At 68.5% G+C, this 15,264-nt stretch carries 16 protein-coding genes and 1 tRNA gene; 10 read left to right on the forward strand and 7 right to left on the reverse strand.

From position 1 onward, the window contains the following. Positions 1–559: 559 nt before the first annotated feature. The 4 genes from IG04_RS0135585 to IG04_RS0135600 all read left to right on the forward strand — a co-directional run bounded on the left by IG04_RS0135585 (position 560) and on the right by IG04_RS0135600 (position 3,525). Positions 560–1,267, forward strand: a complete 708-nt coding sequence (locus IG04_RS0135585) for a hypothetical protein (protein WP_144065548.1) — start codon at positions 560–562, stop codon at positions 1,265–1,267. A gap of 60 nt (positions 1,268–1,327) precedes the next feature. Then, positions 1,328–2,512, forward strand: coding sequence for a hypothetical protein (locus IG04_RS0135590; RefSeq protein WP_030481140.1), 1,185 nt, complete (start codon positions 1,328–1,330; stop codon positions 2,510–2,512). 126 nt (positions 2,513–2,638) lie between these two features. Next, complete coding sequence (locus tag IG04_RS0135595; protein WP_030481141.1) at positions 2,639–2,872, forward strand: hypothetical protein; 234 nt, start codon at positions 2,639–2,641, stop codon at positions 2,870–2,872. Positions 2,873–3,027: 155 nt separating this feature from the next. Further along, entirely contained in the window at positions 3,028–3,525 is a 498-nt protein-coding gene (locus IG04_RS0135600) for a hypothetical protein (protein ID WP_030481142.1), read from the forward strand. A 6-nt stretch (positions 3,526–3,531) separates the two neighbouring features. On the opposite strand, the gene IG04_RS0135605 is transcribed toward IG04_RS0135600, so the two are convergent. After that, a complete protein-coding gene (locus IG04_RS0135605) occupies positions 3,532–4,572 on the reverse strand; it encodes a fatty acid desaturase family protein (protein ID WP_030481143.1) in 1,041 nt (346 codons plus the stop codon). A 346-nt stretch (positions 4,573–4,918) separates the two neighbouring features. Here IG04_RS0135605 and IG04_RS0135610 point away from each other — a divergent pair, with 346 nt between their 5' ends. From IG04_RS0135610 to IG04_RS46890, 4 genes are all read left to right on the forward strand, one after another. Further along, positions 4,919–5,383, forward strand: a complete 465-nt coding sequence (locus tag IG04_RS0135610; protein WP_030481144.1) for a MarR family winged helix-turn-helix transcriptional regulator — start codon at positions 4,919–4,921, stop codon at positions 5,381–5,383. Between the two features lie 48 nt (positions 5,384–5,431). Next, complete coding sequence (locus IG04_RS0135615) at positions 5,432–6,352, forward strand: SDR family oxidoreductase (RefSeq protein ID WP_030481145.1); 921 nt, start codon at positions 5,432–5,434, stop codon at positions 6,350–6,352. Between the two features lie 830 nt (positions 6,353–7,182). Further along, a complete protein-coding gene (locus IG04_RS0135625; RefSeq protein WP_051771361.1) occupies positions 7,183–7,656 on the forward strand; it encodes a DUF3995 domain-containing protein in 474 nt (157 codons plus the stop codon). A 664-nt stretch (positions 7,657–8,320) separates the two neighbouring features. Beyond that, a complete protein-coding gene (locus tag IG04_RS46890) occupies positions 8,321–8,476 on the forward strand; it encodes a hypothetical protein (RefSeq protein WP_157513070.1) in 156 nt (51 codons plus the stop codon). Positions 8,477–8,700: 224 nt separating this feature from the next. On the opposite strand, the gene IG04_RS0135635 is transcribed toward IG04_RS46890, so the two are convergent. From IG04_RS0135635 to IG04_RS0135645, 3 genes are all read right to left on the reverse strand, one after another. Next, positions 8,701–8,774 (reverse strand) — tRNA-Lys (locus IG04_RS0135635). A gap of 77 nt (positions 8,775–8,851) precedes the next feature. Beyond that, positions 8,852–9,463 carry a lysoplasmalogenase gene (locus IG04_RS0135640; protein WP_030481147.1) on the reverse strand — a complete coding sequence of 204 codons (612 nt, stop codon included), beginning with the start codon at positions 9,461–9,463 and terminating at the stop codon, positions 8,852–8,854. A gap of 25 nt (positions 9,464–9,488) precedes the next feature. Further along, positions 9,489–10,328 (reverse strand): helix-turn-helix domain-containing protein, encoded by an 840-nt coding sequence (locus IG04_RS0135645; protein ID WP_051771363.1) that lies wholly within the window; start codon positions 10,326–10,328, stop codon positions 9,489–9,491. A gap of 106 nt (positions 10,329–10,434) precedes the next feature. Here IG04_RS0135645 and IG04_RS0135650 point away from each other — a divergent pair, with 106 nt between their 5' ends. Then, the gene (locus IG04_RS0135650; protein WP_030481149.1) at positions 10,435–10,788 is read left to right on the forward strand and encodes a VOC family protein; all 354 of its coding nucleotides are present in this window, start codon (positions 10,435–10,437) and stop codon (positions 10,786–10,788) included. Here IG04_RS0135650 and IG04_RS0135655 read toward each other — a convergent pair. Continuing rightward, a complete protein-coding gene (locus IG04_RS0135655) occupies positions 10,703–12,265 on the reverse strand; it encodes a flavin-containing monooxygenase (RefSeq protein WP_084401899.1) in 1,563 nt (520 codons plus the stop codon). The genes IG04_RS0135650 and IG04_RS0135655 overlap by 86 nt on opposite strands. 99 nt (positions 12,266–12,364) lie before the next feature. Between IG04_RS0135655 and IG04_RS0135660 the strand changes: the two genes are divergently transcribed. Continuing rightward, positions 12,365–12,991: a TetR/AcrR family transcriptional regulator gene (locus IG04_RS0135660; protein ID WP_030481151.1), complete on the forward strand. Its 627-nt coding sequence runs from the start codon at positions 12,365–12,367 to the stop codon at positions 12,989–12,991. Here the strand turns inward: IG04_RS0135660 and IG04_RS0135665 are convergent. Then, positions 12,988–14,178: an amidohydrolase gene (locus tag IG04_RS0135665; protein ID WP_030481152.1), complete on the reverse strand. Its 1,191-nt coding sequence runs from the start codon at positions 14,176–14,178 to the stop codon at positions 12,988–12,990. The genes IG04_RS0135660 and IG04_RS0135665 overlap by 4 nt on opposite strands. A 69-nt stretch (positions 14,179–14,247) precedes the next feature. Continuing rightward, complete coding sequence (locus IG04_RS0135670) at positions 14,248–15,189, reverse strand: hypothetical protein (RefSeq protein ID WP_030481153.1); 942 nt, start codon at positions 15,187–15,189, stop codon at positions 14,248–14,250. Between the last annotated feature and the right edge of the window lie 75 nt (positions 15,190–15,264).

The raw sequence follows: 15,264 nt of genomic DNA on the forward strand, positions 1-15,264 counted from the left end.
CGTGAAGACCGCCAACGCCACCGTGTACCTCATCGACTCGGTCCTGATGCCCGCCTGACATCTCCAGGGCAGCAGTACCGCGACTCCGGGAACCGCGCTATGCGTGCGGTTCCCGGAGTTTTCACGTCTGCTCATCCAGATGTGGATCCGCTGAACGCGGTCGTTAGTCACTCCATCAGGTGGATCGGGCGGTACGGCCGATCCGGAACCACCGCGTCGCGCGGATGTAGAGAGCGCGGATCCGCCAGATGCGGTTCAGCCGGCTCGGGACGGCGCCACGCACGTCCCTGTGCGTCCACGATTGGATCCGGGCGCACAGGGACGCGGCTCCCCCGTCTGATGCAATTCGAAACGTGGCCGTTCCCGCAATGGTGATCACTGTGTGTTGACATGTAGTGCGCGATCTTGTGTCGTAAAGTAGTCAAGAATTGATGTTTGAATTATTTTGTGTCTTTGAGCTGCGACAACAAAATCTCTTCCACTTTCGAGTGAACCAGTGTCCGTGGGGTACCGAATACACGGACGTACAGGTGCTGATTCGTCGAAAGGGGGTGATTGCATGAAGTCGACATGCTCCACAACACTGCGGCGGGCACTCGGCGTGGCCGGGTTCCTGATCGGATTCGGTCTCCTGTCCGCCGGAGTGGCGAGTGCTGACGAGGGTGACCCACCCGGCCTGCTGGACGGGGTCACCACTCTCGTCGCTCCCGTGACCGAACCGGTGCTGGCGCCGCTGGCGCCGACCGTGGACACCGCCGTGCAGGCCCTGAGTCCGGTGTTGGAGCCACTCCAACCCGTGACGGCGCCACTGCTTGCTCCTGTGGCGCGCACGGTGCAGGACGTGCCCGTGGTGCCGCGGGTCGTGGAACCGTTGGTGGCACAGCCATCTGATCAGGCTGACGCTCCGCCGCCGGTCGCCGCGCAGCCCGTGCCGGAAGTACCGCGGGCACCGGCCGCCGCGCCGGAGATCCACACTGCAGCACTGTCCGACCGAGTAGCGCCGGCCACCACGCCGCGGCAGCAACAGATGTACGCACCTGATGTGGCGCCACCCATCGAGGCGCCCGAGCGGCAGTCGCCTGACGTGCCGTTCGCTCTACCCGGCACGACAGGATCGGCGTCGTCGAACGGATCGACGAGCCCGGCCGTGTCGGATCTCCCAGCTGGACCGGGAGTGCGCCCGCACGGTGAGTCGCTCGTCGTAAGCCGGGACCACCAGGTCCACGGGTCGTGGTGCTACTACTACGGCCGCAATCATCCCAGTTGATTAGTCCTGCCAACCAAGCCGACCAGATCACCAAGCTTGATTGACAGGAAAGGTTCGACAATGCACAACTCTGTGCGACGCGGCCTGCTGGCCGCAGCGTTCTCGGGAGGATTCCTCCTGTTCGGAACGGCGATGGCAAGCGCCGACACAGGAGGCAACGGTCTCCTCGGCGGCGTCGGTGACGTCGTGAACTCGGTCGTGAACGGTGGAAACGGCGGGAATTCGGGCAATGGCGGCGACGCCACCAGCTCGAACAACGCCACGTCCGGCAACTCGGGCAATTCCGGGAACTCCGGCGCCACCGGCGGCAACAGCGCCTACGGCGTGTGCGTGCTGGCCGAGTGCCACACGAACGTCAGTTCGGGCGACTCGGGTGACACCGGTGCCACGGGTGCGACCGGCGACGCTTCCAACCACAGCAACACCGTGGGCGGGAACTCCGGTCCCGCCGGCAACGGCGGCGACGCCACCGCGGCAGGTCGTGCGAAGAACGCCGATGCGACCGCGGGCAACGGTGGCAACTCGGGCAACGGCGGCGACGCCACCAGCTCGAACACCGCGCGGTCGGGCAACTCCGGTAACTCGGGCAACTCGGGTGACACCGGCGGCAACAGCGCTTACGGCGTCTGTGTGCTGGCTGAGTGCCACACGAACGTCAGTTCGGGCGACTCGGGTGACACCGGTGCCACGGGTGCGACCGGCGATGCTTCCAACCACAGCAACACCGTGGGCGGGAACTCCGGCCCGGCCGGTGACGGCGGCGACGCGGCGGTCATGAACAAGGTCCAGAAGTGGGGCCACCACGGCAAGTGGAACAACCACGGCAGGTCCGGTTCGACCGAGGCCACCGCGGGCAACGGCGGTAACTCGGGCGACGGCGGCGACGCCACCAGCTCGAACAAAGCCACGACCGGTAACTCGGGCAACTCCGGGAACTCGGGCGACACCGGCGGCAACAAGGCAGTGGTGAAGACCGAGAACAAGCACCAGAAGTGGTCCGGCCACCGCGGCGGCGACAACTGCCACGGCTGGAAGCACCACAACGGCTGGAAGCATGACTGGAAGAACCACGGCACCAAGTCCTGGACCGAGGTCACCTCGGGCGACTCCGGTGACACCGGCGCCACTGGTTCGACCGGCGACGCGTCCAACCACAGCAAGACGGTCGGTGGCCACTCCGGTCCCGCGGGCGACGGCGGCGACGCCGCGTCCTGGACCCACGGGAAGCACTCCGTGAAGGCGTGACCACCAGGTGATCACAGGGCGGGGCCGGCATCTGCCGGTCCCGCCCTTCGCTTTCCGGCGATGTGTCTTCCTCGGCCGGTGGGGTAGTCGAGTACAGGAGAACGCGATACCGGACGAGGAGGAACCGTGTCGATCAACGCCGACGCCCAGACGGTGACGGGTACGAAGGACAAGGACTACAACATCATCTGGTTCGTGGAAGCCTGCCTGAGCAACGCGCTGCGGCTGGAGACCTACGTCCAGGACGCGGAGAGCGCGGGCGACTCGGACCTGGCGGAGTTCTTCCGCCGCGCGCAGGGCGAAAGCCGCAAGGGCGCCGAGCAGGGCAAGGAACTGCTCGCACAGCGACTCGGTAAGTAGCGAACCGGACGATCGCCGCCAGGCCCCGAACTTCCAGCCGGACGCTCAGGGCCCGGCAGCAGGCCCGTGCCCGGCGCCTTCCTCTCGACCGGCTGTCTGCGACCGGCAGCGCGGCGAGCCAGTTTCGCCGCCTGGGCCACGGGTATCGCACCGGTATGGCCACATCCTCGTCCCCGGGATCGTCCGAGCACGCCGAGATCGCACTGCGCTGCCACGCGGAGGGGACCGAGGTCACCCTGCGCGCCAAGACGATGGTGCTGGACTTCAGCGGGGAGTGCCGCCTGGAACGCGGTCCGAGCAGGTTGCGGCTGACCGGGTTGAAGCTGCAGGCCGAGCTGCCGGACGCGGGTGGGGCGGAAGACGGTGGCACCGTCGTGCTGGAACAGGCGGGCACGGTCACCGCACGCCCGCAGGGTGGTGGCCAGGTGGCGTACGACCTGACGGTGCCGCTGTCGGCGACGGTCACCCAGCCGGACGGCCGGGTCCGGCTGAACGCCAGTGCGCCCGCGCGGTGGCGGGTAACCACCGCGGCGTTCCCGCCCCAGGGGGAGTTCGAGCTGGCGGGCGACGCCATCGACTTCGTGCTGCCGGAGAGCCCCGAGTCGACGACTCTCGTCGTTCGGGCACTCGCCCTGGTGATGGCGGCCGGCTGAGCCGGGTCACCGCGCCGTGCCGCGCAGAGGTGCCCCCGCGTCGTGCAGGTGGCGCAGCACCTGGGCGTAGGAGCGGATCATGGTGGTCTTGCTGTACGGGATGCCTCGCCGGGCGCAGAAGTTCTCGACGACGGGCTGTGCGTGGCGCAGGTTGGGGCGGGGCATGTGCGGGTAGAGGTGGTGCTCGATCTGGTGGTTCAACCCGCCGAGCAGGGCGTCGACCCAGCGGCCCCCGGTGACGTTGCGTGAGGTCAGCACCTGCTTGTGGAGGTGGTCGAGGCGCTGTCCCTCGGCGATGATCGGCATTCCCTTGTGGTTCGGTGCGAACGAACAACCCAGGTAGACGCCCATCAGACCCTGGTGCACGGCGATGAACACGACGGCCTTCAGCGGTGAGAGCACCAGGAACACAGCTACCAGATAGGCGGCCAGCGGCACGAACTGGAGCGCGGCCTCACGCCACGGGTTGCGCAGCTCCTTGCGGCACAGGGCGACCAGGCCGGAGAGCCGCAGCACGGCGGCCTCGGCCAGCAGCAGCGGGAAGAAGAGGAACGCCTGGTGCTTGGTGATCCAGCCGTACACGCCGCGTTTGCCGTGTGCCTGCGCGCGGCTGAAGGCGAGGGCGTGGATCTCGATGTCCGGGTCCTGGCCCTCGTGGTTGGGGTTGGCATGGTGACGGTTGTGCTTGGCCACCCACCACTGGTAGCTGATGCCGGTGAGGCTGCCGTGCAGGTGCCCGACCACGTCGTTGTTGCGGCGACTGCGGAAGATCTGCCGGTGTCCCGCGTCGTGCCCGATGAACGCGAGCTGCGTCGACGCCACGGCCATGGCCACGGCGAGGAGCATCTGCCACCAGGAGTCGCCCAGCAAAACGAACGTCACGGCGATCGCTCCGAGCACCACGCCGTTGATCGCCATGCGCAGCGCGTAGTAGCCGCGACGGCGGTCCAGCAGGCCTGCTGCCTTGAGCTCCTTGGTCAGACGGGCGAAGTCGCTGCCCCGAGGACTTTCGGCTGTAGTGGGTGACACGTTTTGGGTCGAGGTCATGTATATCTGCTCCGGTTCTCGGCTTGTCGGCTTCGGTGTTCAGGCCGGGTTCGTCCGGTCCGGACGTAGAGCGAGGCCACCACGACGAGAGAGCGCCAGTCCAGTGCCGCGCTGACGCGTAGGAGACGGGTCCCCGCGGTCGGTCATCACGACGGCGGTGCGCGCCTGCACGCCTATGAAGGGATTCCCCGCCGTCAGGTCCACAAACCCGGACCGGCTGTGGCGAGGTCGTGTCCGCGAGTCCCGTGAATACTTGGCTAGCCACAGGATTGGTGTACGCTAGTTATGTGGCCAGCCACGCTTCGGTGGTCACTAACCCCGCCCACGCGAGCTGAGAGACCGAACCATGCCCACGCCCGAACCCCGCATCCCCACGACGGCCGGCGCAGGGCCGATGAGCTACGCGATCTTCCAACTCGCCCGCGCCCACCGCGCCTACGCCGCCACCCTGCTGCGCGACATGGACCTGCATCCCGGACAGGAACTGCTGCTGATGCACCTTTTCGACCGGGACGGCCAGTCCCAGTCCGAGCTGCTCGAATGCCTAGGCGTGGACCACTCCACCGTCTCCAAGGCGCTACGCCGCATGCAGGACGCCGGCCTGGTCGTCCGCGAGCCTGCCGCACATGATCGGCGCGTCGTGGTGGTCCACCTCACCGACAAGGGCCGGGCGATGCGCGAGCCCATCGCGACCCTGTGGCAGGCCTTGGAGGAGACCTCAGCCCGGAATCTGTCGGAGCAGCAGACGGAGTCCTTCGTCGAGACCGCGTACGCCATCACGGAGGCGATCAGCAGCCGCGCGCTGCAGTAAGTGTGTCCGCAGCCACCACCTACCAGCCTGATCGAGAGTGAGATCCCCATGCCTGCCAGCGACTCAACCATCCTCCCGGTCCTCGTCGTCGGGGCGACCGGTTCCCTGGGGAGCAAGGTCGTCGACGAACTCCTGGAGCGTGGCAAGAACGTCCGTGCCCTGGTGAGGCCGGCCAGCGACGCCGGCCGGCTCGAAAGCCGGGGCGTGGAGATCGCCCGTGGCGACATGCTCGACGTCGACTCGCTCGTGGCCGCCATGAACGGCGCCGACGCGGTCATCACCACCGCCGCCGGCTACACCCGCGGTGGCAAGGACGCCGACGACATCGACACGATCGGCAACGCCAACCTCGCCGAGGCCGCCCACCGGACCGGCATCCGGCGGTTCGTCCTGACCAGCATCCTCACCAGCGACCAGACGCCCGATGTCCCGCACTTCTGGCACAAGAAGCTCGCCGAGGACAAGCTCGAACAGCTCGGCGTCCCGTTCGTCGCCCTGCGCCCAGGGGCGTTCCTCGACCAGGTCGCGAGCATGGCGGGTGACCCGGTCGACAAGGGCCGCATGGTGTGGATCGGCAAGGCCACCATCCCACTGACCTTCGTCCACACCTCAGATCTCGCGGCGTACCTGGCAGCCGCGGTCGACGCCGAGGTCGAGGCCGGCGAGCGGATCGACATCGGCTGGGACCGTCCGGTCAGCATGCGAGAGGTGGCCGGCGTGATGGGCGGCCGGGCCGGAAAGAAGATCAAGGTGTGGGCCGTTCCGTCCGCCGTCGCCCGCGCCGCAGGAGCCGTCGGCGGCCGCTTCATGCCCCTGATCAAGGACATGGCCGCGATGTTCCACTGGTTCGAGACCGGACGCTACGTCGCCGACCCCCTCCGCCAGGCGCAGGTGTTCGGCCCCGTCCCCACGGCCGAGGATGCCCTTGCCCAGTTCGCCGACGAGCTACGCACCGCACAGCGCCGGTGACAGGGCCGCGTCCCCTCGGATGTCTCGGGGCCGCAGGCCATGATCTACAAGTGAACCACGGATGATCTCTACCGTGCTCGGCAGGCGGATGCCGGGCACTGGTCTGTCCACATGCGACCGATCTCCGCGGACACTTCGTGCCGAACTCGGCGTCGGCATGGATCGCGCGCGAGACCTGGTCACGGCTCTTCGTGCTGAAGTTGCTGCCGTCGTTTCCGCTCGGGCCGGGGCAGCGGCCGAGGTGTCCGGCCGGGCCACCGTAGCGATCTTGAAGGTGTTGTCCGCGCCGAACTTGCTGATCTGATCGTTGAACGTCTTGATGGACGACGCTGCTGGACTCTGTTTGACCGTAGAGTCGAAGTGTGACGCGCTTTGAAATCATCACCGCCATCGCGGCACCACCGCAGCGCGTCTTTATCTCTCGCTGGAGATCGAGACGCACACCGCCTCGATGGCAAGCTCCGGCGAACGGGTGATCGGTGGGGTCAGCTCTGGCCGGATGAAGCTTGGCGACACCGTCACCTGGCAAGCCAGACACTTCGGCCTTCGCTGGCGGATGACGTCCCTCATCAGCGTCTATGATCCGCCTGGCCACTTCGTCGACGAGCAGGTCGAGGGCCCGTTCAAGCGTAGCGCTCGACCGGTACGTGCCTCGGCTTGTCCGTATCCGCAACGATCACCTCAAGGCCGCCGTCGAGGTGGACTGCTGAGCGAGGGCAGCGCTCGCGCATTCCCTTGACAGATAGGCAAAGCAGTCATCTTCACCAGGTCAGGCAACGGGTCCGCGACCTCGTCACAACGATCGGGACGAATACCGAAAGAGGATCGCGATGTCGGGAAGTCCGGCTGAACCAGCCATCCGGGCCGGTGCCCCCTGGTTCAGCTACGCCACGGCCGCGTGGGCTTTCGCCTTCGCGCTCATCCATGTCTACTGGGCGTTCGGCGGCGGGCTCGGTCTGCCCGACGGGTTCTCCGTGCCGGACAACACCGCCCTGCTGATCATCGACATCATCGCGGTGCCGCTGTGTGTCGGCGGTGGACTGCTCGGCCTCGCGCTCGTACGGCCGTGGGGCGCCCGCTTCCCGCGCAGGCTGCTGCTCGCGGCCGCGTGGTCGATGTCCGCGCTGTGCCTGATCCACTCGGTGCCCACCGTCATCTCGGCGGGAATCGTGCTGGCACGGGGCACTCGGCACACGCTGTCGTTGCCCGAACAGTTCAGCTACTTCGGCTACGAGCCTTACTGGTTCCTCGGCGGGCTGCTTGCCGGTCTCGCCGCCTTGGTCTACCAGCGTGCGACGCGCTGAAACAACTTTACGGTCGGGGGTCGCAACTACAACACCGCGATCCAGCAGAGGGTGCACGACGGCAGCGGCACGGTCGTCGAGGAATCCAGGACGCCATTGGAGGTCGGGCGCGGGCTCGTGCGGCCCAACTACCTCTCCGGTCTCTACCGCGGGATCAGCCTCGACCAGGACCAGCGGATCAAGAAGATCACCGGCGTCGACGTCGCGCTGGACCGCCGATCGCGGCCTCACCCAGCTCGACGACGCCACCCACCTCGCCTACGTGACCAAGCGCGTGATCGTATGGCCGGCCTGGGACGCGGGTGGCCGGTTCAAGGGCTACGACGACGGCAAGGACCACTCAGCGGAGGTTGCGGTCTGCGGACCCGGATCACGCGCGAGCACCGGGTCTCTCCCCGGCTGATCGTCGACTTCGAGTGGCCGATGTCGTTGCTGCTCGCCGGAATCGACCCGCAGCAGGAGGCCGCGCTCGTCGGCCTCAACGCGCAAAGCGCCTATGACAGCGCGCGATCGGCACCCGGCACGCGTACCGGTGAGTCGTGCATGGACGCCACCGACGTCTACGGCGCGGCCGTGCGCGACGAGCTGCGGGCCCAGCTGACCGTTGTCGTGCAAGCGGGTTCTCCCGAGTACGACCAGCAGCCCGACGGGTCGCTGCGGCCCCGTGACGTCGACCCTCGCGAAGTTCAATCCCGGCAAGCCGGGCGGGGAGCTGTTGTCCGCCGCCGCGGCTGGCGTGTTCGACGCGACCAAGCTGCGCGGCTTCGCCGAACTCCCCGCCGTGCCGCTGGAGACCTACCACCCGCCGAAGGCTGCCTGATGGCTCTTCATCCTGTCGTCAGTACCGTGCACGTTCCGTTTGGTACCGCGCAAGGTCACCTCATACCGGGTGATTGCGGACCGTCCGGCAAACGAAGATCATCCGCGTCTCGGGCCAGTCTCGGGCTCGCAAACCATGATCCACAGCAATGAGACGGAGAATGACGATGAGCACGGAAACACAAAAAAGCAGGCCGAGACGAATCTCGACCTGCTTCTCCAAAGTACGCCGCCAGGGATTCGAACCCCGGACCCGCTGATTAAGAGTCAGCTGCTCTAACCAACTGAGCTAGCGGCGCTTGTTTGTGTGCCGGAGGCTTGCTCGTTCCGACGACAAGAACGTTAGCACAGGGGTTCCAACGCGTTTTCACGCGGGTCACCCGTTCGCCTTCTCGAACCCCGTGTGGAGGAGCCACTGGGCCGCCGCGTAGGTCGGCATGACCCCCGCCGACGCGACTCGCGCGGCGCGTTCGCCGAGGACGAAGCGGCTCGCTCCGAGCAGTGCGTCCGACACCGCGAACAGGGTCGCACCAACGAGAACTCGTCGCGCGCCGGCGCCGCGGGCCGTCGACGCGGCGGCGACCATCGTGCCGAGCGTCAGGGCGTAGAGGCCCACCGGCTTGCCCTGCGGGCCTGCCGCGCGGGCGAACACGGCGGCTCCCGCGGCCGATGCCGCGACGATGGGCACGACCGCCTTGCGGGAGCCCGGCGAGGAGCGGCGGGCCAGGGCCGCGGTGTAGCCGACGTGGGCGACGAGGAAGCTGAAGAGTCCCGTGCGGAATGCCCGGTCCGAGTCGCCGAGGAGCGCCACGTCGCCGAGCCACGAGCCGGCGAGACCTACCGCCATGCCGGGGTCGCGTGGTGGGCTGGCCACGGCCAGGGCGGGCATCAGTGCGGTCTTCGTCACGGGGCGCACGGGCTTGGCGCCGCGCACGGCCGCCGCGATCGAGTCCGCGACCGCGGCGACCGCGTACGCCTGCTTCTTCATTGAGCACCTCTCGCCGTGGAGGCGCTCAGACTAAGAGTTTCGGCTCGAGGTCACCGCCGTGTCGTCGATCACGAACGACTCGATCTGCTCCGAGAAGCCTGCGCAACGCGGTCGGTGTGTGTCCGAGGTGGTCGCGCACCGTGCGGCACAGGTGTGCCTGGTCAGCGAAGCCGAGATCGGCGGCGAGCACGGCGAGGCTGGGTTCGCCCTCCTCCAGGCGGTCCAGCGCACGGGAGACGCGAACACCGTTGCGGTAGCGGGTGAGCGACACCCCCAGCGTGCGGGTGAAGGCACGACTCAACCGGTACGGCGAGACGCCCAGGAGGCCGGCGAGCGGGATCAGTCCCGAGGCAGCCGGGTGGTCGTCGCCGACCACACCACGAGCCTTGGCCACCAACGCCTCGTCGCCGCCACCGTCCGGAGCCGCAGTGGTGACGACCTGCCCGACGGCCTGTGCCACCAGGCCCACCAGCTCCTCGGCCCCGTCGTCGCGCGCGGCCGCGAGAAGCCGCCGGTGGGCCAGGTCGAGCCGGCCGTCCACGTACAGCGACGACCCGGCGAACCTCGGTGCCTCGCCTGCCAAGGCCCGCCACAGGTCGGACCGCACGCTGATCGACGTGCACGCGTCGCCGCCGGCGGGGTGGGAGAACTGCTCTTCCTCGCCGGGTAACCCGAGATAGCCGATCGTGCGGTCCAAGTCGGTGCTCACACCCCGGACGCGGCGGCGGAACCTGCCACCGCGCACGAGGACGAGCCGCACGTCCGCGCGCGGCTGCTCGGCCGACCAGCCGCGGTGGTCGTCGCGGCAGTCCACCGAGGACACGGTGAACTCCGGACGGGCCGCGAGAGCGTTGAAGGACAGCACTCACTCAGGTTAGAGACGGGGTCTGACAATTTTGGCGCAAGGATGTTCAAGACCCAGGAGCGGCCGCGGCGCAGGCTGGTGCGCACCAACCCAGAAGGAGCGGAACATGCCCGCACTCGCGCAGCTCACCACGATCGTCCTCGACTGCGCCGATCCCGGCCCGCTGGCCGAGTTCTACCGCGCGGTCACGGGGTGGAAGATCACCTCCAGCGACGACGATTCGTCCTACCTCGGGGAGGACGGCGTCCAGCTCGCGCTCGTCCGCGTGCCGGACTACCGGCCGCCCGCGTGGCCCGGTTCGGACAAGCAGGCACACCTCGACTTCCACGTCGAGGACGTCGCACTCGCCGTCAAGCAGTTGCTGGAACTCGGTGCTACGAAACCGGATTTCCAGCCGGGCGAGGGCCAGTGGACCGTCCTGGCCGACCCGCAGGGTCACCTGCTGTGCCTGTCCGAGTGACGGGGATCGGCGAGAAGTCGTAGTCCGACAACGGAAAGCTGTTCGCGGCACGGTGTGCGCTCATCGTCGAGGTCGGCCGCAGCAGCGTGGCTTCACCGTGCTGGTTGAAGTAGGAGCTGCGTGCGGTGGCGCATTGGCCGAGCGAGAACACCGTGTTCTGCACGACCTTGGCGCGCATCCGGCCGAGGAACTCGTCGTTGGCCCGCTGTGTGACCTCGAAGACCGACGAACCACGTGAGCGCATCGCCGTGAACAGCCGCCGCATGTGGGTCATCTGGCATTCGATCGTCGTGAAGTACGACAACCCGCTGTAGGAGTACGGACTGTTGAGCGACAGGTAGTTCGGGAACCCCGGCACCGTCACGCCCTCGTAGGCCTGGAACCGGTTCTCCCGCCACCACGCGCCCAGGTCCCTGCCCTCACGGCCGATCACCTCGAACGCCGGGAAGTTGGTGTCCCACAGGTCGAACCCCGTTGCCAGCACGAGAACGTCGGCCTCGGCCCTGCCCTCCGCCGTGACGATCCCGGACGCGTCGACCCGCTCGATCGCCGACGTCTCGAGTCGCACGTGCGGCCGGGTGAACGTGCGGAAGTAGTCGTTGGAGAAGGTGGGCCGCTTGCAGCCGAACGAGTAGTCCGGCGTGAGCCTGCGCCGCAGTTCCGGATCGCGGACCTGCCGGCGCAGGTGCAGGCGGCACCACCGCTCGGCCAGCCGGTTCACCACCCGCAACTGCTTGTAGCGCACCACTCCCGAGATCATCATCAGTTCGAGGACCGCGCTGCCCAGCCACCGCACGGCCCGCTGCGCGAACGGCAGCCGCGCGAACAACGTCCTGACCGCAGGGGGAATCGGGTAGTCCGGCTTCGGGCTGACCCAGATCGGCGTGCGCTGGTAGACGGTCAGCGCGGAGGCCTGCCGGGCCAGTTCGGGAATCAGCTGCACGGCGGTGGCGCCCGTGCCGATGATCGCCACCCTCTTGCCGGCCAGGTCACAGGGCTCCCAGGCGGCGGTGTGGACCACCTCGCCCTGGAACGACTTGATGCCGTCGATGTCCGGCGTCTTCGGCATCGACAGGAACCCGGTGGCGGTCACGAGGTACCGCGCGGTGAACGTCTCCTCGCCGGCGGCGACCTCCCAGTGATCGTCCCGCCAGCGAGCGCCGTTCACCGTCACGCCGAAGCGCATCAACGGCCGCAGCCCGTACTTCACCGCCACGTGCTCGGCGTACCGCTTGAGCTCGGCACCCGGCGCGAACAGCCGTGACCAGTGCGGATTCGGCTCGAACGAGTACGAGTACGTCGAGGACAGGATGTCGACGGCGAGCCCCGGATAGCGGTTCACGTGCCAGGTGCCGCCGAGGTCGTCCTCCCGTTCCAGGATCAGCAGGTCGTGCAGTCCGAGCCGCTTGAGCTCGATCGCCGCGCCCATGCCGCCGAATCCGGCACCGACCACGACCGCGTCGTACTGCGGGGCCATTCCCGACCTCCTTCGCTCTGCGGAATCGCTTGTCAGTTTCGGAACCGTATGTCAGTTTTGGGGGTGATCGCAAGACTCCGCAGGTCATAGACTTGAGCCATGACGTCCAGTGCCGAACCCGTCAGCCGTGCGGAGCGCAAGAAGCAGGAGCTGCGCCGCGAGATCATCGACGCGGCCTTCGACTGCTTCGCCGAACGCGGCTACCACGCCACCGGGATCGCCGACGTGGCCACGCGGCTCGGCATCGGGCACGGCACGTTCTACCGCTACTTCCAGAACAAGCGGGACATCGTCGACCACGTCGTCGACGACCTGGTCGGCCGCATCACCGGTGCCCTCACGGCGGAGAACGCCCCGGACGCGGTGTCGACGCTCGCCGAGTACCGCGAGCAGTCCGCGCGCATCGGCGAGGCGCTCGGCCGGATCTTCGGCGAGGACCCGCGGGTGCCGCGGCTGCTGCTGTTCGAGGCCCCCGGCATCGACCGGGCCATGGCCGAACGGATCCTCGACCTGTTCGACCTGGCCGCCGCGCTGACGTCCGCCTACCTCTCACACGGCGTCGAACTCGGCTACCTGCGCGCCGACCTCGACGTCGGCAACACCGCCAGGGCCATCAACGGCATGATCCTCGGCACCGCGATCTCCTCACTGCGCACGCCGGAAGCCCAGGCCGCGCAGAGCGAAGCGCTGCGGCGCGTCATGTACGACGGAATCGCCGCACGCTAGCCGAGCCACGTCCGCGCGGCCACGATCAGCGCGTCGACCCCGGTGGTCAGCGTCGGCTCGACGTCCGGCGCGTACTCGGGGGAGTGGTTCATCGCGACGGCCTGACCGGGTTCGCGGGTGCCGAAGTCGGTGCCGCCGAGGAACCAGAACACGGTCGGCACACCCGCGGCCGTGCCGAACACGCCGACGTCCTCGCTGGCGTTGACGACCGCGCCGGGGATCAGGTTGCTCTTGCCGAAGTGCTCGGCGAACGCGGCCATCGTCCTCGTGGTCGCGTCCGGGTCGGACACGAGCACCGGAGTGCCGTCGTACCAGTCGAACTCGGGTTCACGCGGCGCCCCGGACGCGGCGGCCTCGGCGCGCACGATCCGTTCGACGGCCGTCCGGACGATGCCGCGGATGTGCTCGTTGAACGTCCGGATGTTGACGCCGATCTCGGCCGTCTCCGGGATGACGTTCTCCTTGGTGCCCGCCTGCAACCGCCCGACCGTGACGACGGCACGTTCGGACGGCGCGACCTCGCGCGCGACGATGCCCTGCAGCCGCACGACGGTATGCGCGGCCATCAGCACCGGATCGATCGCGGTCTCCGGCGCCGAACCGTGGCCGCCGCGCCCGAACAACGTGACGCGGACCGAGTCGGAGGCCGCCATCAGCGGACCGCTGCCGTACGCGATCATCCCGGCGGGCAACGGGCTGACGTGTTGCGCCAGCACGACCTCCGGCTTGCCGAACCGGCCGAACAGGCCGTCCTCGACCATGTCCCGCGCGCCACGGCCCAGTTCCTCCGCCGGCTGGAACACCACGAGCAGCGTCCCCGACCACTCCTCGCGGGTCTGCGACAAGCGTTCGGCCGCCCCGATCAGGCACGTGGCGTGCATGTCGTGCCCGCAGGCATGCGCCACCGGCACGTCCTCACCGTCCGGATTGGTCGCACGGACCGTTGAGGCGTAAGGCAATCCCGTCGTCTCCTGCACGGGCAACGCGTCGATATCCGCCCGCAGCATGACGACCGGACCGTCGCCGTTGCGCAGCACGCCCACCACACCCGTGCCGCCGACCTCCGTGGTGACGTCGTAGCCCAACGGCCGCAACGCGTCCGCGAGCACGCCGGCCGTGCGGAACTCCTGCAGCGACAGTTCGGGGTGCTCGTGCAGATCGCGGTAGAGCGCGTGCAGGTCGGGCACTGTGTCTCCCTCAGTCCTGGCCGAGCTTCGGCAGTTCGCCGGGCTTGAGGCGATCCGGCAGGACTTACCCTAGGACCAGTCCCAGCCGATGCCGAGCACGCCAGGCTGGACGTCCTTCGCCACCATGTGCAGCACACGGCCCGGCGCGAGCGCGAGTTCGTCCCCCCGCACCAACGCTGCGTCCACGCCGACCTGCGCGAGGGTGTAGCAACGGACCGGGAGGCGGGGCTCGGTGAACTGCACGCTCATCACGTACGCGCCCACGGGATAGCGGAACGCTCGCCGGTAGTCGTTGGCCACCGCGCCTGTCTCCGCGATGGTGAAGCGGTACTCCAGCAGGTGGGTCTGGCCCGCGCGCAGGGTGTGGTCGAACAGCAGTTCCGCGGCGATCACCGGAGCTCCGGGGTGCCTGCGCACGCGTCCCAGCCGGCAGTTGCGCACGGCCTCCGCGCCCAGCGCCTCCGGTGGCGTGCCGTCGTCCGCGCAGTACACGGCCAGGTAGCGGTCGGGGTGACCGGCGACCGCGCGCAGCACCTGTCTGGTGTGGACCGAGCGGAGCGCGCCGTGCCGGTCCACTGTGGCCGCGTCGTCCTGCGACCACAGGCGCAGGTCGCTGTCGGACGGACCGACCAGCGCCTCCACGGTCTCCGCCAGCGACTGCGCGGGTTCCAGCATCCGTCCATAACGCCGGGGCTGTCGCTGCTCCGTCACCCACCTGCCACGCGGGCGCGGCGGCCCGAGCAGGGCTTCCAGCGAGTGCCGCGGCAGGCCGAGGATGGTCTCGATGGCCTGGACCGCGCGCAGCGAGTCGGCGCGTTCGGGACGGCTGCGGCCCAGACGCCAGTAGCTCAGCGTCGACAGGCTGACGTGGATGCCCCGGCGATCCAGGCGGTCGCGCAGGCGTTCCAGCGTGAGGCCGCTGCGCTCGATGGCGGCGCGCAACGCGGCGTGGAACGGACCGGCGTGCAACAGGACCTCGACCTCGTGGCCGACGTCGGGCGGAACGGCCACCGGCCACCCCCTCCACTGTGGAAGAAACAGTTTAGAAGGCTCCCCACGCCCGATATGACCGACGAAGGTGGGTAT

The organism is Lentzea albidocapillata, from assembly GCF_000719115.1.
GTDB lineage: Bacteria > Actinomycetota > Actinomycetes > Mycobacteriales > Pseudonocardiaceae > Lentzea > Lentzea albidocapillata.

What these genes read in the sequence shown, in the direction of transcription:
- IG04_RS0135585 (WP_144065548.1), top strand. Translation starts at nt 560, where the DNA reads ATGAAGTCGACATGCTCCACAACACTGCGGCGGGCACTCGGCGTGGCC.
- IG04_RS0135590 (WP_030481140.1), top strand. Translation starts at nt 1,328, where the DNA reads ATGCACAACTCTGTGCGACGCGGCCTGCTGGCCGCAGCGTTCTCGGGA.
- IG04_RS0135600 (WP_030481142.1), top strand. Translation starts at nt 3,028, where the DNA reads ATGGCCACATCCTCGTCCCCGGGATCGTCCGAGCACGCCGAGATCGCA.
- IG04_RS0135605 (WP_030481143.1), bottom strand. Translation starts at nt 4,572, where the DNA reads ATGACCTCGACCCAAAACGTGTCACCCACTACAGCCGAAAGTCCTCGG.
- IG04_RS0135610 (WP_030481144.1), top strand. Translation starts at nt 4,919, where the DNA reads ATGCCCACGCCCGAACCCCGCATCCCCACGACGGCCGGCGCAGGGCCG.
- IG04_RS0135615 (WP_030481145.1), top strand. Translation starts at nt 5,432, where the DNA reads ATGCCTGCCAGCGACTCAACCATCCTCCCGGTCCTCGTCGTCGGGGCG.
- IG04_RS0135625 (WP_051771361.1), top strand. Translation starts at nt 7,183, where the DNA reads ATGTCGGGAAGTCCGGCTGAACCAGCCATCCGGGCCGGTGCCCCCTGG.
- IG04_RS0135640 (WP_030481147.1), bottom strand. Translation starts at nt 9,463, where the DNA reads ATGAAGAAGCAGGCGTACGCGGTCGCCGCGGTCGCGGACTCGATCGCG.
- IG04_RS0135650 (WP_030481149.1), top strand. Translation starts at nt 10,435, where the DNA reads ATGCCCGCACTCGCGCAGCTCACCACGATCGTCCTCGACTGCGCCGAT.
- IG04_RS0135655 (WP_084401899.1), bottom strand. Translation starts at nt 12,265, where the DNA reads ATGGCCCCGCAGTACGACGCGGTCGTGGTCGGTGCCGGATTCGGCGGC.
- IG04_RS0135660 (WP_030481151.1), top strand. Translation starts at nt 12,365, where the DNA reads ATGACGTCCAGTGCCGAACCCGTCAGCCGTGCGGAGCGCAAGAAGCAG.